Genomic DNA, 22,097 nt, shown 5'->3' on the forward strand with positions numbered 1-22,097 from the left:
GTTAGTAATAGCTACAGGCAGCCATGTTTAAAGAGTCAATCTGCACAATGAATACTTCTGCACGTCCTATCGTTCTTTGTCTCTCCGGTCACGATCCCAGCGGCGGTGCCGGCCTGCAAGCTGATATCGAAGCGTTAATGGCGCAAGGCTGCCATGCTGCGCCAACGGTTACTGCACTCACCGTGCAAAACTCGGTCGATGTATCCGACTTTCGCGTACTGGATTCCGCATGGGTATTGGCGCAAGCCGAAGCGGTTATCACCGATTTACCTGTGGCCGGCATCAAGCTCGGCATGCTCGGTTCAGTCGAGATGGTAGATACCGTCACACAAATTCTGCGACGCCTTGCTCATGTTCCGATTGTGTGCGATCCCGTATTGCGCGCTGGCGGTGGCGGTGCACTCGGCAAAGATGAAGTCGGCTATGCGATGCGTGAGCGACTCTTGCCGCTTGCAACAATCGCCACACCAAATCTACCGGAAGCACGCATTCTGGCTGAACTGCCAAACGGCACGCCGGATCAATGTGCAGAAAAATTACTGCCCTTCTGCCAGCACTTGCTCATTACCGGCGGCCACGGCGATGAAGAGGAAGTTCATAACCGACTGTATTCACGCGACGGTACCTTCCAGACATTTACCTGCGCGCGCTTGCCAGGCAGCTATCACGGTTCAGGCTGCACACTCGCCAGTACTCTGGCTGGTCGACTCGCATTAGGAGAAAATATTGTGACTGCAGTGGAAGCGGCGCTGGCTTATACATGGCGCACCTTGCGCGATGCAGATCGTCCAGGCAAAGGCCAGCATTTCCCACGTCGCCTGCCATTGGATTTTTGCGCGTAAGAACAAAGCATCTCTTAGAAAACAAAAATGCCTGACGGGAAACCGGCAGGCATTTTTATTGTGTAAGGGCTTCGTAAAAAGAAGCGATACGGGATTTATTTTGCCCCAGAAAGCAAAAAGCCCGCGACCGAAAAGGAAGCAGGCTAGTATTTTCGACTCACCCAGTCCTATAGTGGAAAGTGGCAAATCTGTGAACGAGCGAACTCGTTACGCAATCAATATACACTTATTCCCAATGAGAATGCAAGCGTTATTATGAATATTTTTCAAAAGATGAAAAATACATAATGGAAATCGTGGTGGGAAGTACAAGTTTCGAACTTGTGACCTATCGCGTGTGAGGCGATCGCTCTACCCCTGAGCTAACCTCCCGAAGCGGCGCAAATTATCTCACAAAAGCAACTAGGCATCAATTCGCCTCAGCCTTGCGCCACAGACATTGCCCTCTCACTTCTTTGTCCAGACTTTTCATCACGACTTCATGCTCGGCTAATTCTTCTTCCGTTGCCGGCTGTAGCAAAACATCGGCAATCGCGACCATTTCCAACGCAAGGCCATCACTATCAACCTCCGGCCCACCCAGATCCATCGTCAGGCTGTTTTGACCACGTGTCATGGCCAAATACACTTCAGCTAATAACTCGGCATCCAACAACGCGCCGTGCAATGCGCGATGCGCATTCGAGATGCCGTAGCGATCGCACAAGGCATCGAGCGAATTACGTTTGCCCGGATGCATTTCCTTCGCCTGCACCAACGTATCAACGATGTCGCCTACATGCTCTTTGAAGCTAGGCGTATTCACACGCTTGAACTCGGCATCGAGAAAGCCAACGTCAAACGGTGCATTGTGGATGATGACTTCTGCACCGCTGATGTAATCGCGGAATTCATTGGCAATTTCCGCAAACTTCGGTTTATCGCTGAGAAATTCTGTCGTCAAACCGTGGACTGCCAACGCGCCCTCTTCCGAGTCGCGCTCAGGATTGATGTAGTGATGGAAGTTATTACCAGTCAAACGTCGATTGACCAACTCGACGCAACCGATTTCAATGATACGATCGCCGGAACGCGGATTCAAGCCTGTGGTTTCGGTATCGAGAACAATTTGTCGCATGCTTATTTAATATTCCAGAATTCAGTATTCAAAAGGTGTGAGGAAAAACGAGTACTTATCGAGCCCAGCTTAGACTGCGACTTCGACGCCGCGATTGGCAAGCGCATCGGCGCGCTCATTACCTGCATGACCATTATGTCCGCGTACCCAGCGCCATTCTATTTTGTGGCGCGCCTGTGCCGCATCTAGCGCCTGCCATAGATCTACATTCTTGACCGGTGCCTTGGCCGCGGTTTTCCAGCCGCGCGCCTTCCAGCCATGTATCCATTCGCTGATGCCTTTTTGTACGTACTGACTATCAGTATGCACCACGACTTCACAGGGACGCGTCAACACATTCAACGCTTCTATCACTGCCTTCAGCTCCATACGATTATTGGTGGTATTCAGCTCGCCACCGAATATTTCTTTCTCGCGTTCGCCCATCACCAGCAAAGCACCCCAGCCCCCGCGACCAGGATTGCCTTTGCAGGCACCATCGCTATAAATATCTATCTTGTCCATGCTCATATTGTGTATTTCTTATCTATGTATTTTGTTAGTTGCGGGTACGCCTTGCGGTGCGCCTGCTTTTTGTCTCTTCAAGGCCGGTCCTATCAAATGCATGCCTTTGACACGCTTGATCGCCTGCACCACGTAGACTGCGCCCAAGTAAGGCCACCAGCGCTCGCCGATATTTTCCATGAAGGAAAAACGATTCAGCCATTTCTCACTTTCACACGGCGGTGCGTAACAACCGAAATATCCGTTGCTGACTTCCATATTCAATAACTTCAGCCAATCTCTCATACGCGGCAGGCTGATGAATTCGCCTTCCTGCGGTAAAAAATAAGATTCGCTCAAGCGTCCCAGCATCTGGCGCGCGCCCCAAAAACTGTAAGGATTAAAACCGCAGATAATGAGCTGCCCTTCGGGAATCAAGACACGCTCCACTTCGCGCAGTACTTGATGCGGTTCTGTCGCAAATTCCAGCACATGCGGCAGAACAATCAAATCGATACTGGCAGATGCATACGGCAGTTCTTCAAAATCCTGCACTACAACAATCCGCCGCGCCTCATTATTACTGTCAGTTGATGGAACATTTGTATCCGTCAGCCATGTATGCGGCATCCGGCTCGCACGCAAGGCTTGAATCTGTGGCAAACCCAGCTGTGTCGCATTGAAGCCAAAAATATCCACAGTCAGCTCGTCCAGGCGCGCATGCTCCCAATTCCGCACGTAATTGCCGGTCGGCGTCTCTAGCCAGGGGCCGAGGGATATAATGGATTTTTCTGTAGAAAATGTTTCCATGCGTATGTTGAGTGTACTAACTGTTCCCGCGTTTAACGACAATTACCTTTGGATTATCCACGATGGCGTACATGCTGCCGTGGTGGACCCGGGCGATGCTGCGCCGATTCTTGCCGCGCTGGAAACGCACAAGCTGTCGTTGGTCGCTATTCTACTGACTCATCACCATAGTGACCATGTCGGCGGCGTATCAACTCTCCTGCAACACTGCAAAGTGCCGGTTTTTGCACCACGTCATGATCCGATTGCCAACGTGACCACAGCGCTGGATGAGGGCGATATCGTCAACATCCCCGAGCTAGGCCTTAATCTATCTGTGCTGCACGTGCCCGGCCATACGCTAGGCCACATCGCTTATGTAGCAAAAGAACAAGGCTGGCTGTTCTGCGGCGATACCCTCTTTGCCGGCGGCTGCGGTCGCTTGTTCGAAGGTACACCTACACAAATGTTGTCATCGCTGGACAAGCTGGCTGCACTGCCGGATGACACCAAAGTCTACTGCGCGCACGAATATACGATCTCCAACCTGCGCTTTGCGCTTGCAGCAGAGCCAGACAATGCTGCACTTTCAGCACGATTCAAGGCAGACCAGGCAAAACGCGATCAAGACATTCCAACCGTACCTTCCAATATAGGGCTGGAAAAATCAACCAATCCCTTTTTGCGTGCACGTGAACCGGCAATTGCTCAACATTTGATAGCCGAAGGCCGCGTAAATAGCAAAGATCCTGTTGCTGTTTTTACCGCCTTGCGCGAGTGGAAGAACAACTTCCGCTAAACGTTTTACCCACCTCAGGTTTAAAAACCGATAGCCGTTTGCATGAAAATTGCTTCATGGCATATACCGATATGCGCGCATTTCCCATTTCCTTGCGAAAACATTATCGCTTTGACACCCGTTTTTAGTGGAAATAGCCACGGAAAACACTAGCTGTTGTGTAAATTGTCTTGACTCGGAAAATGCGCATTACTTACACTCGGCCATTATCCTTTTCAACCGGCTGCTCATGGGTCGGTCATTTTTGCGAGATCCCATGCCTATATCCGATTTTAAAGTGCCATTCAGAATTACTTCCGCCGCCGCTCTATTGAGCATTGCAGGCTTCGCCCACGCCGCCAGCGATCTATCCTTACCAGCGTACAACTGGGTAAAAGACGCCGCCCTCCAAGACAATCCCAGCCTCGCCAACGATCCACTCAGTGAATTTGTCGTTACCAGCGACGCAGACGTCTGGGCACGCATACGCAAGGGCTTTGCGATTCCCGATCTGGTTGATAACCAGTTAGTCATCAACCAGACACTTTGGTACAGCTCGCGACCTGACTATATCGGCCGCACCACCAAGCGCGCATCGCTCTACCTGTACCACGTGGTGGAAGAACTGGAAAAACGCAACATGCCGACTGAACTGGCATTACTACCGTTCATCGAATCCGCATTCAACCCACAAGCCTATTCCACAGCCAAAGCTGCCGGCATGTGGCAATTCATTCCATCTACCGGACGTGATTTCAACCTGAAACAGAATATGTTCAGGGATGAGCGTCGTAGCGTGCTGGCTTCAACCGATGCAGCACTGACTTATCTGCAAAAATTGTATGGGATGTTTGGTGACTGGCAACTGGCACTCGCGGCTTACAACTGGGGCGAAGGCTCAGTACAACGCGCGATCAAGAAAGCAGAAGCAGCTGGCGTAGGAACCGACTTCAACAGTCTCTCCGCTTACATGCCGGCAGAAACAAAGAACTACGTACCCAAGCTGCAAGCCGTCAAAAACATCATCGCAACACCGGATGCCTACGGCATTACGCTGTTAAAGGTTGATAACCAGCCTTACTTTGTCAGCGTTGCAAAAACACGTGACATCGACGTCAAGCTGGCAGCGCAATTGGCAGAAATGCCTATGGATGAATTCAAGGCCTTGAATCCGCAATTCAATCGTCCTGTCATTACCGGCAGCAGCAATACACAAATTCTCCTGCCGCAAAGCAATGCTGATAAATTCAAGGCTAATTTGGCGAAATGGGGACACGCATTGTCTTCATGGACGGCGCACCGCGTGACCAATGCACGCGAACGCATAGAAACGATCGCAGCCAAATTCCACACGACACCGCAAGTTATCCGTGAGGTCAACAATATCCCGCCGAAGATGTTGCTAAAGGCTGGCTCGACCATCCTGGTGCCACGCACAGAAGATTCTGCACAAAAGGATATTACGCAGGAAGTTGCCGACAACGCGACGCTGGCGATGACACCTGATGTGCCGGATACCAAGCGCATCAACGTGACCGTGAAGAAAAAAGACACCATCAATTCGCTGGCGAGCCGTTACAAAGTCACTATCGCGCAAATCAAGAACTGGAATAATCTGCGTCACGACAAACTGGCCAGCGGACAGAAGCTGGAATTGCACGTCCCGTATAGCGCCGTAGCAAACAAAACGAAAACCAATACAAAGCACAACATCAAGCAAGCTAGCCACACCGTCAAAACAAAAACGGTTGTCGCGAAATCTCACAACAACCGTTCCAACAACAAAATCAGCGTAGCTTCCGCCAGCGGTAGCAACATCAAATAAGCTTACTCTCTACGCATGCCCCGCTGCAGTATGCTCATCGGGGCGAGCGTAAACCGAGGCTGCCAACAAACGTTGTGTATAAGGTTCAAGCGGGTTCGATAACACGGACTCCGTCACACCCTTCTCTACTACCTTGCCATCCTTCATCACCATCACACGATGCGCCATCGCGCGTATCACTGCCAAATCGTGGCTGATGAAAATGTAAGCCATGCCGTATTTGCGCTGCAACTCTGCCAGTAGCAACAAGACCTGATGTTGCACCGACACATCCAGCGATGAAGTAGGTTCATCCAGCAAAATCAGATCCGGCTTCAATACTAGCGCACGCGCAATCGCAATCCGCTGACGCTGCCCACCGGAGAACTCATGTGGATAACGCGTCATCATCTCTGGCGATAATCCGACTTCCAGCAAACCATCAGCCACCGCTTTGCGAATTCCTGCTGCGCCCAATTTAGGTTGATGCAAGGCCAAACCTTCGCCTACGATTTGTTCTATGGTGCGGCGTGGTGACAGCGAGGCAAAGGGATCCTGGAATACGATCTGCATGCGCGCACGTAAAGGTCGCAGTGCATCACGACTCATATCCGCGATCGACTTACCTTCAAATGCGATTGCACCCTTCACCTTCGCACTGGACAGACGCAACAAGGCCAAACCCAGTGTGGACTTGCCGGAGCCTGATTCGCCGACTATGCCTAACGTTTCACCGGGACGTACTTGCACATCAACATCATCGACGGCAACAAACGGCGTGGTTTTGAACCAGCCTTTTTTGATATCGAAGGTACAGCGAATCTGTTCCGCATTCAGTAGTGGTTTGGCCGTCTCGTTCACGGGATTGACCAATTGATGCGGTTGGCTTGCCAATAATTTCTGCGTATAAGCTTCGCGCGGAGCGGCGAACAATTCTTGCGTGGTCGCTACTTCGATCAACTTGCCTTTTTCCATCACACCGACACGATCAGCAAAATGACGTACCAGATTCAAGTCATGCGTAATCATCAGCACGGCCATATTTTCTTCGCGCTGTAACTGATTCAATAATTCGACGATCTGTACTTGTATCGTCACATCCAGTGCAGTGGTCGGCTCATCGGCGATCAACAATTTTGGTTTACACGCCAAAGCCATCGCAATCATGGCGCGCTGGCGCTGTCCACCAGACAGTTGATGCGGATACGATAGTGCGCGTCGTTGTGGCTCTGGAATACCAGTCTTGTCGAGCAATTCGACTGTACGTACAGCTGCCTTTTTTGCACTGATACCCTCATGCAGCATCAATACTTCTGCAATCTGATTGCCTATCGTGAACAAGGGATTGAGCGCTGTCATCGGCTCCTGGAAGATCATCGCTACATCATTGCCGCGTACCGAACGCATTGCCGCTTCGGTTTTTTGCAGGATGTCCTGACCTTCAAACAGAATCTTGCCGCCATACGTCGCATCCTGATTCAGACGTAATAGCGAAAGTGCAGTGACGGTCTTGCCCGAGCCTGATTCACCTACCAGCGCAAATTTTTCACCGGCAGCAATACTGAAGCTGACATCGTTGACAACTTTGCTGGTATCGAAGGACACCTGCAAGTTTTGAATATCCAGCAGACTCATGCTTTCCTCCGGACATCCAGCGAGTTGCGCAAGGCATCGCCAATATTGGTCAACAGCAGCAACATCACCGTCAGCACTACAAAGGTCGACAAAGCAATCCACCACGCATCCAGATTATTCTTGCCCTGTGCCAGCAACTCACCAAGGCTGGCTGTTGATGCAGGCACGCCCAAACCAAGAAAATCCAGACTCGTCAAAGCCAGAATCGCCCCACTCATGCGGAACGGCAAAAAGGTCACTACCGGCGTCAGGCTATTCGGCAGCACGTGACGCCAGATGATCTGTCCATTCGACAAACCCATCGCACGCGCCGCCTGTACATATTCCAGATTGCGATTGCGCAGGAAGTCGGCACGTACATAATCAGACAAACTCATCCAACCAAACAGTGAAAGCAAAATCAATAGCAAACCTATGCTCGGTTGAAAAATCGAAGCAAAAATAATCAACAAATACAGCTCAGGCATAGAGCCCCAGATTTCCATAAAGCGCTGGAAGAACAAGTCCGTCTTGCCCGCGAAGTAACCCTGGATCGCACCTGTAATCACGCCTAGCAATACCCCAGTAACCGTCAGCGCCAATCCGAATAGCACAGAGACACGAAAACCGTACAACAAGCGTGCAGCCACATCGCGTCCTCTATCATCGGTACCCAGCCAATTCTCGGCAGAAGGTGGTGCCGGATTCGGTGAGGTGGCGAAATAATTCAGCGTGTCGTAGTGGTAATGATTAAGCGGATAGATCGCCCAATTGCCGTTCTTCTTGAATTGATCACGTATGAAAGGATCAAGATAGTCGGCAGGCGACTCGAAATCACCGCCGAACTTTTTCTCCGAATACGTATTGAAAATGGGGAATACCAACTCGCCGTTATAGCGTGCGATCAATGGTTTGTCGTTGGACACTAGCTCTGCCATCAAACTGATGGCCACCAAAATACTGAAAATGATCAGGCTCCAGTAGCCGCGACGATTCTTCTTGAAGCGTAACCAAACGCGCCGTCCCGGCGATACAGACTCTGCGGCAGGTGATGAAGAAGTGGAAGGTAAATTCATCGGTTGAGACTTTCAAACTGCAAGCGCGGATCGGCCCAGACGTAGCACAAGTCACCCAGCAACTTGACCACCAAACCGATCAGCGTAAAGAGATAGAGCGTACCCATCACAACCGGATAATCTCGTCGGATCACCGATTCGTAAGACAGCAAGCCCAAGCCATCCAGCGAGAACAAGGTTTCGATCAACAGACTGCCGGCAAAGAACGCACCTATGAATGCAGCGGGGAAACCAGTCACCAATGGAATCAATGCATTGCGAAATACATGCTTGTACAAAACTGCGTTTTCGCTCAAACCTTTGGCGCGCGCGGTCAGCACATATTGCTTGCGAATTTCTTCGAGGAAGGTGTTCTTCGTCAGCATCGTCATCACGGCAAACGAACCTGCCACCGATGCAGTCACCGGCAAAGTGATGTGCCACAGATAATCAAGCACCTTGCCAATCAGCGACAGTTGATCCCAATTATCCGAGGTCAAGCCGCGCAGCGGAAACCACTGCACAAAGCTGCCGCCGCCGAACATCACCAACAGGAAAACACCGAGGATAAAACCGGGAATTGAATAACCGACCAGCACCACGATGCTGGTGAGCGAATCGAAACGACTACCTTCGCGCACAGCTTTCGCGATCCCAAGCGGCAGCGAGATGAAATAAGTCAGAAAAAAAGTCCACATCCCTATCGTGATAGAGACCGGTAATTTCGACACCACCAAATCCCATACATCTTTGTGATGATAAAAACTTTGTCCGAGATCAAAGGTGGCAAAACCTTTCAGCATTTGCCAAAAGCGTTCCACGGGCGGTTTGTCGAAACCGTACAGCGCCTTGATTTCCGCTACGCGCTCGGCATCTATGCCCTGACGGCCACGATATTGCGAGCTACCACCGCCACCTGCCTCACCGCCTGCGCCAAACTGCCCTTTCAATTCCACCAAAGCCTGCTCAACCGGGCCCCCTGGTACGAACTGAATGACAGCAAAGGTAATCGCGATCACACCCAATAAGGTGGGGACCATCAGCAACACGCGTTTGATTATGTAAGACCACAGATTCATCGCAAGATCCTCATTTTGCTTTTTCTTGCCACCAGGTTGAAATCACATAAGGATCAGGCTGGTAATACAGCGGCAACTTGACCGGCATGCCAAAACGGTTCCAGTAAGCGATCCTATGCGTAGATGAATACCATTGCGGAATGACAATATGCTTGTTTAACAGTACGCGATCCAATGCACGGGCAGCACCTTGCAGCTCTGTCCGACTATCTGCCGCCACCAGCGCTTCAACAAGGCGATCGACGGCAGGATCTTTTAAGCCCCAAACATTGCTCGAACCTTTTTCATCCGCCGCCTTGGAACCGAACATATCGAACATCTCATTACCAGGTGTGCTGACGTCCGAGAAGCGGATGCTGGTCATATCGTAATCAAAGTCTTCCATGCGCTTTTGTATCAAGGCATAATCAGCCGTGCGTTGCGTCACTTGAATACCTAGCTTTTGCAAGTTGCGTACGTAGATGCTGATCACCCGCGACATGGCGGATTGATCGTCCATGATTTCAAACGCAAATGGCTCACCTTTGGCATTACGCAAAGCACCGTCGCGATATTCCCAACCGGCTTGACGGAATAGTTCGACTGCTTTCAACAAGTTGGTACGCAGCGAACCAGGTGGATTGGTATTTGGCGGTATCGGTGCTGGACCGAATACCGCCGGGTCCAGTTGCTTGCGCAGTGGCTCCAGCAATACCAGTTCGTCTGCTGAAGGCGAACCTGTGGCTGCCATCGGACTGTTATTGAAGAAGGAGTAAATGCGTTTGTAAGAACCAAAGAATAGCTGGCGGTTCATCCATTCATAGTCGAGTGCCAAACCCAGCGCCTGTCGCACACGTACATCCTGAAATTGCGGGCGACGCAGATTCATCATGAAGCCTTGCATGCCGGCACCGTTGGAATGCGCCAGCTCACGTTTAATGATTGCACCGCTATTGAATTTCGGCCCCTTGTAACTACGCGCCCAATTCTTTGCGCTGTTCTCCACGACCAGATCAAACTCACCAGCCTTGAATGCTTCCAGACGCGCCACATCATCCTTGTAGAAGCGATAGTTGATACGTGCGAAGTTGAACATGCCTTTGCGCGTAGCAAGATCTTTGCCCCAGTAATTCGGGTTCAGCTTGTAACTAATGGAACGACCAGTATCGTATCTATCAATCAGATAAGGGCCGGTGGTTATCGGCGGTGTCAGTCCTATCTTGTCGAAGTCAGTACCCGCTGCCCATTTGCGCGAAAACACAGGCACGCTGCCAACAATCAAAGGCATTTCACGATTGAGCGTCTTGAAGTCGAAACGCACGGTGCGTTCATTCAGCACCACGCATTGCTTCACATTCGCTAGCAGCGATTTGACTTGCGGCGCACCTTTGGCTACCAGCGTGTCGAAGGAATATTTGACGTCTGCCGCCAGCACCGGATCGCCATTATTGAAGCGTGCTTTCGGATTGAGGCGGAAAGTCATGGCCATACGATCTGGTGCCAACTCCATATCTTCAGCCAGCAAACCGTACATGGTCGCCACTTCATCCGTAATGGCTTCAGAGCCGCTAGAAGAAGTCGTCAGGCTTTCAAACATCAGATTGGTAAGTCCGGCCGCCGATACACCCTTCATCGAGAAGGGATTGAATTTATCGAAGCTGGTACGGCGATCTGGGTTCGCAAGGAATAATTCACCACCTTTAGGTGCGTCCGGATTCACAAAATCAAAATGAGTGAAACCGGCCGGATACTTGGGCGTGTCGTAGAGAGAGAAAGCATGTGCGGCAAAGGCGCTGCTGCGTTGAGAAATAAAACAAAACAGCAGAAGAGAAAAAAGTGATTTAGCCATGCGCCTGTCGTGGATAAGTTGCCTGCTGATCGCGCTGCTCGGTAAGCCACAGCATATTGACGTTCTGGCTATTCTACAGAATCGCATAGACGCAAGTACACTCTTACATACACCTGCGACAAAGCTGGCAAAAACCGGAGAATTGTCACAAAAGTTGCCGTTGCGCCGACTAGCCCCTACAATCTTGCCCATTCCGCACTTATTCGCGCGCTTTACTGTCGAAAATCCACTGGAGTCGTTCATGGCATTCTTGCAAGGCAAAAAAATCCTCATCACCGGTTTGTTATCGAACCGCTCCATCGCATACGGCATTGCTGCTGCTTGCAAGCGCGAAGGCGCTGAACTCGCATTCACCTACGTCGGCGACCGCTTCAAGGATCGCATTACCGAATTCGCCAAAGAATTCGACAGCACACTGGTATTCGATTGCGACGTCGGTAGCGATGAACAAATCGCTGCACTGTTTGCCGATCTGGGCAAATCGTGGGATCACCTCGACGGTCTGGTTCACGCAATCGGCTTTGCACCACGCGAAGTTATTGCTGGCGACTTCCTCGACGGTATTTCACGCGAAGGCTTCAAGATCGCGCACGACATCTCCGCATACAGCTTCCCGGCGATGGCCAAAGCTGCGCTGCCGATGTTGCGTCCGAATGCAGCATTATTGACCTTAACCTACCTCGGCTCGATGCGCGCGCTGCCTAACTACAACACCATGGGCCTGGCAAAAGCATCGCTGGAAGCCAGCGTACGTTACATGGCTGAATCGCTCGGACCAAAAGGCGTACGCGTCAACGGCATCTCCGCTGGCCCGATCAAGACTCTGGCTGCCAGCGGCATCAAAGACTTCAGCAAGATCCTCAACTTCGTCAAAGCGCATGCACCATTGCGTCGCAACGTCACGATCGAAGATGTCGGCAATGCAGCAGCCTTCCTCTTGTCCGATCTGTCGGGCGGCATCACTGGCGAAATCACTTACGTCGACGGCGGCTTCTCGCATGTGGTCGGTGGCATGAACGGCGTGGAATAAACGCGATGCATCGAGTCCAATAAACGACTCGATTCCATCATACGAAAACGCGGCAGTACGCTTACTGCCGCGTTTTTTATTGGCAGAGACACAAGTACAGTTTTAAATCTCCTCAGAGGAGAAAAGCCTGTATTCCGCGGTATGACTCGACAGCGAGTCCAATCTGTACTACAATGCGCGCTGTGCTTTGTAACAGACATCGCACTTTGCAGCATCGCGAACCGTTAGCATTAACGATAAAGCCCCCCGCCTTCAGGTGTTGAATTCTAGACACCGTCCCGGCGCAAAGCTTTTGTGCCGAAATCTCTCAGAGCTTTCTTAGCTGTTTCGTTGGTTGGCGTTGCATTTTTTGCGCACTCGCAGACATTCATCGTGGACACAATCCATGATGCGCGCTGTCGCGCTGATATATACGAAAGAAAAATAATGACTTTTGAATCACTAGGCCTCCACGCGTCCATCATCAAAGCACTGACCGAATCGGGCTACACAGCTCCAACAGGTGTGCAAGCCCAGGCGATCCCTGCAGGCATTGAAGGCCGCGACATGATGGTTTCGTCACAAACTGGTTCCGGCAAGACAGCGGCATTCATGCTGCCTGCGCTGCATAAATTCGCAGTTCAATCCGAACAGCAACAACCTGAATCTGGCAAAACACCAAATCAAGAAGCGCAATCGGCTCGCTCACGCGGCGATCGCCCACGCTTTAAAGCTGCACAACCGAAAATGCTGGTGTTGACCCCAACCCGCGAACTCGCACTGCAAGTAACTACCTCGACCGACAAATACGGCGCGTTCATGAAACGTGTCAAAGCTGTTTCGATTCTGGGCGGTATGCCTTACCCGAAACAAATGCAATTGCTGGCCAAGAATCCAGAGATTCTGGTAGCAACCCCAGGCCGTTTGATCGACCACATGGAATCGGGCAAGATCGATTTCTCGCAACTGCAAATCCTGGTATTGGATGAAGCGGATCGCATGCTGGATATGGGCTTTATCGACGACATCGAAAAAATCGTCGCAGCTACACCAGAGGGTCGTCAAACCATGTTGTTCTCGGCAACACTGGACGGCATGGTCGGCAACATGGCAAAACGCATCACCAAAGATGCATTGATCATTCAGATCGCCGGTTCCGCTACCAAGCATGAAAACATCAAGCAATGCGTCCACTTCGTCGACGATCTGTCGCACAAGAATCGCATGCTCGATCACCTGCTGCGTGACGAAACCATGGATCAAGCTGTTGTGTTCACCGCAACCAAACGTGATGCAGACACCATTGCTGACCGTTTGAACATCGCTGGCTTCGCTGCAGCTGCATTGCATGGCGACATGCACCAGGGTGCGCGTAACCGTACATTGGACGGCTTGCGTCGCGGTCAGATTCGCGTATTGGTTGCAACTGACGTTGCAGCACGCGGTATCGACGTTCCAGCTATCACGCACGTCGTGAACTACGATTTGCCTAAATTCCCAGAAGACTACGTTCACCGTATCGGTCGTACCGGTCGTGCTGGCCGTAACGGTATCGCGGTATCGTTGGTCAATCATGCAGAAAGCATGAACGTCAAACGTATCGAACGTTTCATCAAGCAATTGATCCCGGTCGAAGTCATTGAAGGTTTCGAACCAAAACGCAGCGCTTCGGCACCGCGTTCGAACCACAAACCAGGTGGCTGGAAACCAGGCGACAACCGTGGCAACACAGCTAAACCAGGTCAACGCACCTTCAGCAAGCCAAATGCACCACGTAAAGATGGCAGCAGCTTCAACAAAGGTCCACGTACCGGCGATGCAGGCGGTGCAACACGTCGTCCTTTCGGCGAGCGTTAATCACTGACGTCATTCAGGCGTTGAAGTAAAAAAGACCGGGTCCTAGACCCGGTCTTTTTTTATGCTTCCACAGTTCTCAGCACAGTATCTTTATGTAAAGACGGAAATAACATACCGTAACAATTGTAAGCAGATGCATAAGTTGCTGAAGTAATTGATGCAAACGCTATAGTGAACCCATCATCACTTTCGAGACCAGAAATCATGAAACGATTACTTTTAGGTGTCGCCGCTCTTCTGCTCAGCGCAACTGCCGTTGTACCAATCCAAGCGATGGCACAACACACCAGCGTCAGCATCAATATCGGCACAGCGCCGCCGCCACCACGTTATGAACGCATGCCGCCGCCACGTCACGGCTATGTATGGGCACCTGGCTACTGGAATTGGAATGGCTATCAACACGTATGGGCGCAAGGCCACTGGGTACGCGCTCGTCCCGGCTATGTCTATCAACGTCCGCAATGGCGTCAGGATCATGGTCACTGGAATTTGCATCAAGGCGGATGGCAGCAAAACAGACACGACAAGCACTATCGCAAAGACAAACATCACAACAAGAATCACGGTTATCACTGTCCTCCCGGCCAAGGCAAGAAGGGCAACTGCTAATACCAACTCAGGGGGCGATAAATATCGCCTCCTGAGTTGAAGTCTTTCCGCTACAAAGCACAGGTACGAAATCCAACCAGCATATCGCTGCGTTCCGGCAGATAGAAATTTCTGAATTTAGGTGAACGTATTCTTTGTCGTGTCGCAAACGATGCACCACGCAACACTTGATGCGTCATGAAATACGGCTCCGAATATTCGCGATAAGCATCAACCGAGAATCCGGGATACGGCTCAAATGGCGAACAAGTCCATTCCCATAGATCGCCCCAACGCAATGCCGGATGCCCAGACATTGCAGCAAACTCCCATTCAGCTTCCGTCGGCAAACGTCGATGGGCCCACAAACAAAACGCTTGTGCTTCAAACAAACTGATATGCCGTACAGGTTCATGATCAGGCAACACGATCAATCGACCGAATCGTTCAGCACACCAACGATGTCCATCACGCTGCCAGCTAATCGGCGCTGAACGTTCCTGCTGCATCAACCATGCGCGCCCTGCCTTGCTCCAAAAATTCGGATTGTCGTAACCACCATCAGCGATAAATTCCGCAAATTGTGCATTCGATACCAAAGTGGAATCCATCGTAAACGCCGGCACATACATCGCATGCGCATACTTCTCGTTATCGAAGATGAAGTCATCCGTTTTTTCACTACCCAGCTGTATCGTCCCACCAGGAAAACCAATCTCGCCTTGCGACCAGTTCGGCAAGGCAGGTGCTGCCAGACGCGTCAAGGGCATGACACGCAGCGTTTGCATTTGGCAAACCAGCGTTTCGGCACGCATGTCTTCATATACCAATGCCAGACGATACGGATAGAGTGCAGCATCGTCGTCCTCTGCCCGCGAGAGCTTATCCAGCACGCGATCCAACACTTCATGGCAATAGGTTTTCAAGGCGCCAGTACGTGGCAAGTCCAAAGTCCAGCGACCACGATGCGGCAAAGTGTTCGGATCGAACCAGTCATCGCCTTTGGTCAGCATCGAGGTACGCTGTGCGGCCGTCGGCGCACTCGATTCTGCCTCGCGCAAGATATACCATTCGGCAAACCATGCAATATGCCCCAAGGTCCACAAAGGGGGAGAAACGTTGGGTGATATCGGCACATTCGCAGGAACATCCAAGCCTGCTTCACAAAAACAATCAAAAAGCTGCAGCGTATAATCACGTGCATCTTGCAGCGCGTTGGTCAGCTCTTCAGACGTGGCATTGCGAAAAGATGAAGTCATTGAATAAACGCCGGTCGCAGATGGATAAAAACATCTTGATTGATACGACATGATGCCATATCAAATCGACTAAAAGCCAAGCAGCAAAGAAGCAACACGCACACTTTAAAAAGAGAAATTCATGAATGCACCAATCAAACTTACTTCGTTCTCGCATGGTGGCGGTTGCGGCTGCAAGATTGCACCTGGCGTGCTGGCTGACATTCTGAAGAACTCTAGCGGCTTCCCGGTACCGAAAGAATTGATGGTCGGAATTGAAACTTCCGATGATGCTGCCGTCTACAAGCTCAATGATGAGCAAGCATTGATCGCGACCACAGATTTCTTCATGCCTATCGTCGATGATCCTTACGACTTTGGCCGCATCGCCGCTACCAATGCGATCTCCGACGTCTATGCGATGGGCGGCACACCTATCATGGCACTGGCCTTGGTCGGCATGCCTATCAATCAACTGCCGATAGAAACCATAGGCCTGATCATCAAAGGTGGCGAATCGATTTGTGCTGAAGCCGGCATTCCGATCGCGGGTGGCCACACTATCGATTCGGTCGAGCCTATCTACGGCTTGGTAGTACTTGGCTTGGTTCATCCTTCCAAAGTCAAACGCAATGCGGATGCCAAAGTCGGCGACAAGCTGATACTCGGTAAACCCTTGGGCGTCGGCATTCTTTCCGCAGCGTTGAAAAAGAATGCACTGGATGCAGACGGCTATGCCGCAATGATCGCCAACACCACCAAATTAAATAAACCTGGCATGGCTTTATCCAAACTGGATGGCGTACATGCACTGACCGACGTGACCGGCTTCGGCTTGCTCGGACATTTGCTCGAACTCGCACGCGGCGCAAAGTTAGGCGCGCAACTGAATATGCAAAGTATTCCGCTTTTGCCGAATGTTCAGCATCTGGCAGAGCAAGGCTGCATCACCGGCGCATCGGGACGTAACTGGGATGCGTATGGCCACGATGTAGCACTGGCCGCAACCGTCACACCAGTACAGCGCGCGTTACTGAGTGATCCACAAACCTCGGGCGGTTTGCTGGTCGCCTGCGATCCCGCGGTGGTCGATGAGGTTCTTGCCTTGTTTCAGCGTGAAGGCTTTGCCGATGCTGCAGTTATTGGCGAAATGACCACAGGTGCGGCCAAGGTCACCGTTTCTGCTTGATGCAGCTCAATTTCGCTATGGAAATACAAGTTTAGCCAGCGTTACTGATTATCAAATCAGCAACGCCGTGGACTACCCGTCTAATGTCAGACTTGACAGCCCAAGCCTGCTTCGCCTAAAGTTAGCCCCATGTCTTACGCAAACCACATTCCTTCCGCACCATCGCACATCGCTAGCGCATCGCTATCGACGCTGCTATCGCTACTACTAGCCTAGTATCGATCCCTTGTGTTGCACGCAACACACATGTTTTACCAGTCGTAGTCCATATCGCAGTACAACCGAGTTACCCGTAACCATCATGCCTATCAAGCCGATTTCAGCAGTGCGCATCAATGGCGATTTGTTCGCCGGGATGACGTTCGCTCGTTCATTGGCTTTGCTATTGCTACCGATCGGTTACCTGACCTAGCGCACGTGGCAGTCAGGTAGCCCACATCGCCACTCCTGACGCTTTATCCCGATTACCGAATTAAAGGATTTATCATGATGTTGACCAACCCGGCTGCGAAATACCGCGCCTTCCCGCCCGTGCAACTCAAGGACCGTACCTGGCCTGACCAAGTCATCACCAAACCGCCTATCTGGATGAGTACCGATTTGCGCGATGGCAACCAGTCCTTGATCGAACCGATGAACCACGAGAAGAAATTCCGTTTCTTCGACATGCTGTTGAAAATCGGCCTGAAAGAAATTGAAGTTGCCTTCCCTTCCGCCTCGCAAACCGATTTCGATTTCGTGCGCAAGCTGATTGATGGCAAACGCATTCCTGACGACGTCACGATTGAAGTCTTGACACCAGCACGTGAAGATCTGATCCGTCGCACCGTCGAGTCCGTCATTGGTTCACGTCGCGCCATCGTGCACATGTATAACGCGACCGCACCTTCTTTCCGCCGTATCGTGTTCAATATGTCGAAGGAAGAAGTGAAAGCATTGGCTGTCGCCGGCACCAAGCTGATCCGCGAATTGACCGATGCGCATCCAGAGACAGAATGGGTATTCCAGTATTCGCCAGAAACTTTCAGCATGACTGAACTCGATTTTGCGAAAGAAGTCTGCGACGCTGTGTCCGAAGCTTGGCAGCCTACACCTGAACGCAAGATGATCTTCAATTTGCCAAGTACGGTAGAAGCCAGCACGCCTAACGTCTACGCTGACCAAGTCGAATGGATGCACCGCAATCTGGCACGCCGCGACTCCATCATCCTCAGCGTCCATCCGCACAATGATCGCGGCTGTGGCGTCGCCGCAGCGGAATTGGCTGTGATGGCTGGTGCTGATCGCATCGAAGGCTGCTTGTTCGGCAATGGTGAACGTACCGGTAACGTTGATCTTGTCACGCTTGCCTTGAATCTGTATTCACAAGGCGTCAATCCTGGCCTTGATTTCTCCGACATCGATGAAGTCCGTCAATGCGTGGAAGAATGCAATCAAATTCCGGTTCATCCGCGCCACCCTTATGTCGGCGACCTGGTCTACACAGCGTTCTCTGGCTCACATCAGGATGCGATCAAGAAAGGCTTTGCCAAACAGAAAGCTGACGAAATCTGGGAAGTACCTTACATGCCTGTCGATCCAGCTGATCTCGGCCGCAGCTACGATGCCGTCATCCGCGTCAACAGCCAATCTGGTAAAGGCGGCATGACTTATTTGCTCGAACAGGAATACGGTCTCGTATTGCCGCGCCGTTTGCAGATCGAATTCAGCCGTGCCGTGCAACGCATCACCGATGAAACCGGTGGTGAAGTGGCAGCCGGTGATATACACAAGATTTTCAATAGCGAATATCTGACTGCCATCACGCCTTATCAATATCGCAGCCACCATATCGACGATACAAAGGGTAATGAAATCCAGATCAAAGTCGAGCTGGAAAAAGATGGCAAACCAGTGACGGTAAGCGGCTCTGGCAACGGCCCTATTGATGCCTTCATCAATGCGCTGGGCTTGGATATCAAACTGATGGATTTCCATGAGCATGCCATCGGTGCTGGCGCTAGCGCCAATGCTGCCAGCTACATCGAGCTGCGTGTCGACAATGGCCCGACCCGCTTCGGCGTCGGAATCGACAGCAATATCATGACGGCCTCGTTCCGTGCTGTGCTGAGCGCAGTGAATCGGGATGTTGCATTGACCGTGAATGTAAAAGCTGCCTGATCTGCGCACACCTCAAGAAAAAGCCGCTGAGTTTCAGCGGCTTTTTTACGTCTAAAAATGACCGCAATCAGCGATCAAATTCCTCTTCGACAACAAAGTTGATACAAGGACTGCCTGCTAGTCTTGAAATTGATACGTATGGCAAAATACGGCAAGGTCACATTTCCAGATTTCTCTCCAGGTATGTCGTATGCGTCGGATTATCCTATTACCCATCGTCATACTCATTGCTGCCTGTAGCACTCTGCTCAGCTCGCGTATCGATAATTTGTATGGCCCAGCGGATCCGACACGCTTTGATATACCGATGGCCCCACCCGCAGACAATTCCTATCTGCAAACAATACAACCGATACTCAATCAACGCTGCGTGGTTTGTCACGCCTGCTATGACGCGCCCTGTCAGCTCAAGACCACCAGTTGGGATGGCCTAGCACGTGGTGCCAACAAAACTGCGGTTTATGATGCGACACGTCTGCTAGCAGCCGAACCATCGCGCCTTTATATCGACGCGCAAAAACCTTCTGAATGGCGGCAGCGCGATTTCTTTCCTGTTCTGAACGAGCACATGTCTACGCCGGAAGCCAATCGCGCAGTCGGTTTGATCCATCGCATGCTGGCACTCAAACAGCAGCATCCTTGGCCGTCTGACGATAGCAAGCTCAGCAAACTGGATGTATCGGAAAATCGCGCCAATATGTGTCCGGCTGATTTTGAAATGGATGCCTACGAACGCAGCACACCGCTAGGCGGCATGCCTTTCGGCCTTCCCGCACTGTCGCCGGCAGAGCATCGCACCATGACGAACTGGCTGGAACGAGGTGCTCCTTATGAAGGGCAACCCGCATTGCCAGCGGCAGTGACGGTGAAAGTAAACCTGTGGGAAAAATTCTTCAATGGCGATTCATTGAAAGAACAACTGTTCGCGCGCTATGCCTATGAACATTTATTCCTGGCACATCTGTATTTCGGCGACGAGCTCAACGACGACAAGCAGCGTCGCTATTTCAAACTGGTACGCTCAGCGACGCCACCAGGACAGCCGATCAAAATCATTGCAACACCACGCCCGGTAGACAATCCCAATGTTGGCCGCGTCTACTATCGTCTGACTGAAGAACTCGAAGCAATAGTCGCCAAAACTCACATGCCTTATCGGCTAGATGCACAACGCATGACGCGCTGGCGCAGCCTGTTTTTCGATGTTCCTTATCAGGTAGATAAACTCCCTGGCTATAGCGAAGAAACCGCAGCCAATCCTTTTGCCACCTTCGCTCAATTACCAGTGGGTGCACGCTATCGCTTCATGCTGGATGAAGCCGAGTTCACCATCATGGGCTTCATCAAGGGCCCGGTATGTCGTGGCCAGGTTGCACTCAACGTCATCCGTGATCAGTTTTGGGTGACCTTCCTTGCACCATCCGAAACCTACGATAAAGAGGTTGACCACTTGCTGCAACAGAGCGCTGCTCTGGCAAGCCTGCCTACCGGCAATCGCAGCAGCGGCATCCTCGTCCCTTGGCTCGAATATGGGAAGCTGGAAAACGACTACCTGAAGGCGCGCACAACCTTGATGGCCAAAGTCATCAAACAACCGGCTGATATCAACCTCAATCTGATCTGGGATGGTGACGGCAACAACGATAATGCAGCGCTGACCGTGTTCCGCCACTTTGACAATGCAAGTGTGGTCAAAGGCTTTGTCGGCGACACACCAAAAACTGCCTGGGTCATAGGTTACCCATTACTGGAACGCATCCACTATCTACTGGTGGCCAATTACGATGTGTATGGCAACGTTGGTCATCAACTCAATTCTCGGCTATACATGGATTATCTGCGGGCAGAAGGCGAGTCCACTTTCCTGATGCTGCTACCCAAAGCACAGCGCATCGCCACACGTGACTACTGGTATCGCGGCGACAGTCTGTCTGTGCGAGAACAAGTTTACGGTGGTCCTGCCAGTACACTGAACGTCGATAGCGGCATCCCTTATGTCACCGATAATCCGAAAAAGGAATTGCTGGAGCTGATGAGAAAACGACTGGCACCCGTGATCTCTACCAAGCTGGATTGGACGAAGCAAACACCGACATACTTGCAAACTCCGTTGACGACACTCGCAACGACCAAGGGCAAGGCATTGCAATGGTTGCCGGAAACTGCGCTGCTGGTAGTCGATACGCCGGACGGCAACGCCAGAACCTACAGCCTGATACGCAATACGGCACATGCCAGCGTGTCGCATTTATTGGGTGAACGGAAAGAAGTGATACCGGAAGAAGATACCTTGACGCTGGCACCAGGCATCATCTTCAATTATCCGAATGCCTTTTATCGCGTGCGCTCTGCTGACTTGCCAGCCATGATCACCGCACTGCAAAGCCTACGTTCGGAAAGTGACTATGCCGCCTTTACCAAACGCTGGGCCGTACGCCGTGACAATCAGGATTTCTGGGCATTCAGCGATGCGCTACATCAACGCTACTTCAGGGAGCAATCATTGGAAGCAGGCATACTGGATTACAACCGTCTGGAATTCCGTTAAGCGGCTGAGTAAAAAACTACGACTGTCCAGCTCTAGCCATAAGCAAAAACACTTAAGCGATTCGATTGACTTGCTTCGCCGGCCAACCATACTATGGAGTCGTCTGAATATGCTTG

General features: G+C 51.4%; 17 protein-coding genes and 1 tRNA gene. 9 read left to right on the forward strand and 9 right to left on the reverse strand.

Going from position 1 to position 22,097, the window contains the following annotated elements:
* Positions 1-47: 47 nt before the first annotated feature.
* Positions 48-842: a hydroxymethylpyrimidine/phosphomethylpyrimidine kinase gene (locus tag BQ6873_RS05910; protein ID WP_076591823.1), complete on the forward strand. Its 795-nt coding sequence runs from the start codon at positions 48-50 to the stop codon at positions 840-842.
* A 297-nt stretch (positions 843-1,139) separates the two neighbouring features.
* Here the strand turns inward: BQ6873_RS05910 and BQ6873_RS05915 are convergent.
* From BQ6873_RS05915 to BQ6873_RS05930, 4 genes are all read right to left on the reverse strand, one after another.
* Positions 1,140-1,214: transfer RNA gene (locus BQ6873_RS05915), tRNA-Val, on the reverse strand.
* 37 nt (positions 1,215-1,251) lie between these two features.
* On the reverse strand, positions 1,252-1,959 hold the full coding sequence (gene dnaQ, locus BQ6873_RS05920; RefSeq protein ID WP_076591824.1) for a DNA polymerase III subunit epsilon: 708 nt from the start codon (positions 1,957-1,959) through the stop codon (positions 1,252-1,254).
* Between the two features lie 69 nt (positions 1,960-2,028).
* Entirely contained in the window at positions 2,029-2,463 is a 435-nt protein-coding gene (gene rnhA / locus BQ6873_RS05925) for a ribonuclease HI (RefSeq protein WP_076593965.1), read from the reverse strand.
* A gap of 18 nt (positions 2,464-2,481) precedes the next feature.
* A complete protein-coding gene (locus BQ6873_RS05930; protein ID WP_076591825.1) occupies positions 2,482-3,252 on the reverse strand; it encodes a class I SAM-dependent methyltransferase in 771 nt (256 codons plus the stop codon).
* A gap of 4 nt (positions 3,253-3,256) precedes the next feature.
* Between BQ6873_RS05930 and gloB the strand changes: the two genes are divergently transcribed.
* Both gloB and BQ6873_RS05940 read left to right on the forward strand, forming a co-directional pair.
* Positions 3,257-4,030: a hydroxyacylglutathione hydrolase gene (gene gloB / locus BQ6873_RS05935; RefSeq protein ID WP_076593966.1), complete on the forward strand. Its 774-nt coding sequence runs from the start codon at positions 3,257-3,259 to the stop codon at positions 4,028-4,030.
* 256 nt (positions 4,031-4,286) lie between these two features.
* Positions 4,287-5,834, forward strand: coding sequence for a transglycosylase SLT domain-containing protein (locus BQ6873_RS05940; protein WP_231949290.1), 1,548 nt, complete (start codon positions 4,287-4,289; stop codon positions 5,832-5,834).
* Positions 5,835-5,843: 9 nt separating this feature from the next.
* Here BQ6873_RS05940 and BQ6873_RS05945 read toward each other — a convergent pair whose 3' ends face one another.
* The 4 genes from BQ6873_RS05945 to BQ6873_RS05960 are packed head-to-tail and all read right to left on the reverse strand — an operon-like array spanning position 5,844 to position 11,389.
* Positions 5,844-7,448, reverse strand: a complete 1,605-nt coding sequence (locus tag BQ6873_RS05945; RefSeq protein WP_076591827.1) for an ABC transporter ATP-binding protein — start codon at positions 7,446-7,448, stop codon at positions 5,844-5,846.
* Positions 7,445-8,503 carry an ABC transporter permease gene (locus BQ6873_RS05950; protein WP_076591828.1) on the reverse strand — a complete coding sequence of 353 codons (1,059 nt, stop codon included), beginning with the start codon at positions 8,501-8,503 and terminating at the stop codon, positions 7,445-7,447. Before BQ6873_RS05950 ends, BQ6873_RS05945 begins: the two co-directional genes overlap by 4 nt.
* Positions 8,500-9,561, reverse strand: a complete 1,062-nt coding sequence (locus tag BQ6873_RS05955; protein WP_076591829.1) for a microcin C ABC transporter permease YejB — start codon at positions 9,559-9,561, stop codon at positions 8,500-8,502. The genes BQ6873_RS05950 and BQ6873_RS05955 overlap by 4 nt, the downstream gene beginning before the upstream one ends.
* Before the next feature lie 10 nt (positions 9,562-9,571).
* Entirely contained in the window at positions 9,572-11,389 is a 1,818-nt protein-coding gene (locus tag BQ6873_RS05960) for an extracellular solute-binding protein (protein WP_076591830.1), read from the reverse strand.
* Positions 11,390-11,630: 241 nt separating this feature from the next.
* On the opposite strand from BQ6873_RS05960, the gene fabI reads away from it, so the two are divergent.
* The 3 genes from fabI (at position 11,631) to BQ6873_RS05975 (ending at position 14,867) form a co-directional block, all read left to right on the forward strand.
* On the forward strand, positions 11,631-12,419 hold the full coding sequence (fabI, locus tag BQ6873_RS05965; protein ID WP_076593967.1) for an enoyl-ACP reductase FabI: 789 nt from the start codon (positions 11,631-11,633) through the stop codon (positions 12,417-12,419).
* Positions 12,420-12,845: 426 nt separating this feature from the next.
* On the forward strand, positions 12,846-14,255 hold the full coding sequence (locus BQ6873_RS05970) for a DEAD/DEAH box helicase (RefSeq protein ID WP_076593968.1): 1,410 nt from the start codon (positions 12,846-12,848) through the stop codon (positions 14,253-14,255).
* Between the two features lie 204 nt (positions 14,256-14,459).
* Entirely contained in the window at positions 14,460-14,867 is a 408-nt protein-coding gene (locus BQ6873_RS05975) for a YXWGXW repeat-containing protein (RefSeq protein ID WP_076591831.1), read from the forward strand.
* Positions 14,868-14,917: 50 nt separating this feature from the next.
* Here the strand turns inward: BQ6873_RS05975 and senA are convergent, their stop codons facing one another.
* Entirely contained in the window at positions 14,918-16,105 is a 1,188-nt protein-coding gene (senA, locus tag BQ6873_RS05980; RefSeq protein ID WP_076591832.1) for a selenoneine synthase SenA, read from the reverse strand.
* Between the two features lie 121 nt (positions 16,106-16,226).
* Between senA and selD the strand changes: the two genes are divergently transcribed.
* The 3 genes from selD (at position 16,227) to BQ6873_RS05995 (ending at position 21,981) form a co-directional block, all read left to right on the forward strand.
* Entirely contained in the window at positions 16,227-17,273 is a 1,047-nt protein-coding gene (gene selD / locus BQ6873_RS05985) for a selenide, water dikinase SelD (protein WP_076591833.1), read from the forward strand.
* 486 nt (positions 17,274-17,759) lie between these two features.
* Positions 17,760-19,433, forward strand: coding sequence for a 2-isopropylmalate synthase (gene leuA / locus BQ6873_RS05990; protein WP_076591834.1), 1,674 nt, complete (start codon positions 17,760-17,762; stop codon positions 19,431-19,433).
* A 190-nt stretch (positions 19,434-19,623) separates the two neighbouring features.
* Positions 19,624-21,981 carry a fatty acid cis/trans isomerase gene (locus BQ6873_RS05995; RefSeq protein ID WP_076591835.1) on the forward strand — a complete coding sequence of 786 codons (2,358 nt, stop codon included), beginning with the start codon at positions 19,624-19,626 and terminating at the stop codon, positions 21,979-21,981.
* Positions 21,982-22,097: the final 116 nt, after the last annotated feature.

It is taken from the genome of Herminiimonas arsenitoxidans (assembly GCF_900130075.1).
Lineage (GTDB): Bacteria > Pseudomonadota > Gammaproteobacteria > Burkholderiales > Burkholderiaceae_D > Oxalicibacterium > Oxalicibacterium arsenitoxidans.

Coding starts and splice junctions, on each gene's coding strand:
- gloB (WP_076593966.1), top strand. CDS start 3,257: ATGTTGAGTGTACTAACTGTTCCCGCGTTTAACGACAATTACCTTTGG.
- senA (WP_076591832.1), bottom strand. CDS start 16,105: ATGACTTCATCTTTTCGCAATGCCACGTCTGAAGAGCTGACCAACGCG.
- BQ6873_RS05945 (WP_076591827.1), bottom strand. CDS start 7,448: ATGAGTCTGCTGGATATTCAAAACTTGCAGGTGTCCTTCGATACCAGC.
- BQ6873_RS05955 (WP_076591829.1), bottom strand. CDS start 9,561: ATGAATCTGTGGTCTTACATAATCAAACGCGTGTTGCTGATGGTCCCC.
- BQ6873_RS05970 (WP_076593968.1), top strand. CDS start 12,846: ATGACTTTTGAATCACTAGGCCTCCACGCGTCCATCATCAAAGCACTG.
- dnaQ (WP_076591824.1), bottom strand. CDS start 1,959: ATGCGACAAATTGTTCTCGATACCGAAACCACAGGCTTGAATCCGCGT.
- rnhA (WP_076593965.1), bottom strand. CDS start 2,463: ATGGACAAGATAGATATTTATAGCGATGGTGCCTGCAAAGGCAATCCT.
- leuA (WP_076591834.1), top strand. CDS start 17,760: ATGATGTTGACCAACCCGGCTGCGAAATACCGCGCCTTCCCGCCCGTG.
- BQ6873_RS05950 (WP_076591828.1), bottom strand. CDS start 8,503: ATGAATTTACCTTCCACTTCTTCATCACCTGCCGCAGAGTCTGTATCG.
- BQ6873_RS05960 (WP_076591830.1), bottom strand. CDS start 11,389: ATGGCTAAATCACTTTTTTCTCTTCTGCTGTTTTGTTTTATTTCTCAA.
- fabI (WP_076593967.1), top strand. CDS start 11,631: ATGGCATTCTTGCAAGGCAAAAAAATCCTCATCACCGGTTTGTTATCG.
- BQ6873_RS05940 (WP_231949290.1), top strand. CDS start 4,287: ATGCCTATATCCGATTTTAAAGTGCCATTCAGAATTACTTCCGCCGCC.
- selD (WP_076591833.1), top strand. CDS start 16,227: ATGAATGCACCAATCAAACTTACTTCGTTCTCGCATGGTGGCGGTTGC.
- BQ6873_RS05995 (WP_076591835.1), top strand. CDS start 19,624: ATGCGTCGGATTATCCTATTACCCATCGTCATACTCATTGCTGCCTGT.
- BQ6873_RS05910 (WP_076591823.1), top strand. CDS start 48: ATGAATACTTCTGCACGTCCTATCGTTCTTTGTCTCTCCGGTCACGAT.
- BQ6873_RS05930 (WP_076591825.1), bottom strand. CDS start 3,252: ATGGAAACATTTTCTACAGAAAAATCCATTATATCCCTCGGCCCCTGG.
- BQ6873_RS05975 (WP_076591831.1), top strand. CDS start 14,460: ATGAAACGATTACTTTTAGGTGTCGCCGCTCTTCTGCTCAGCGCAACT.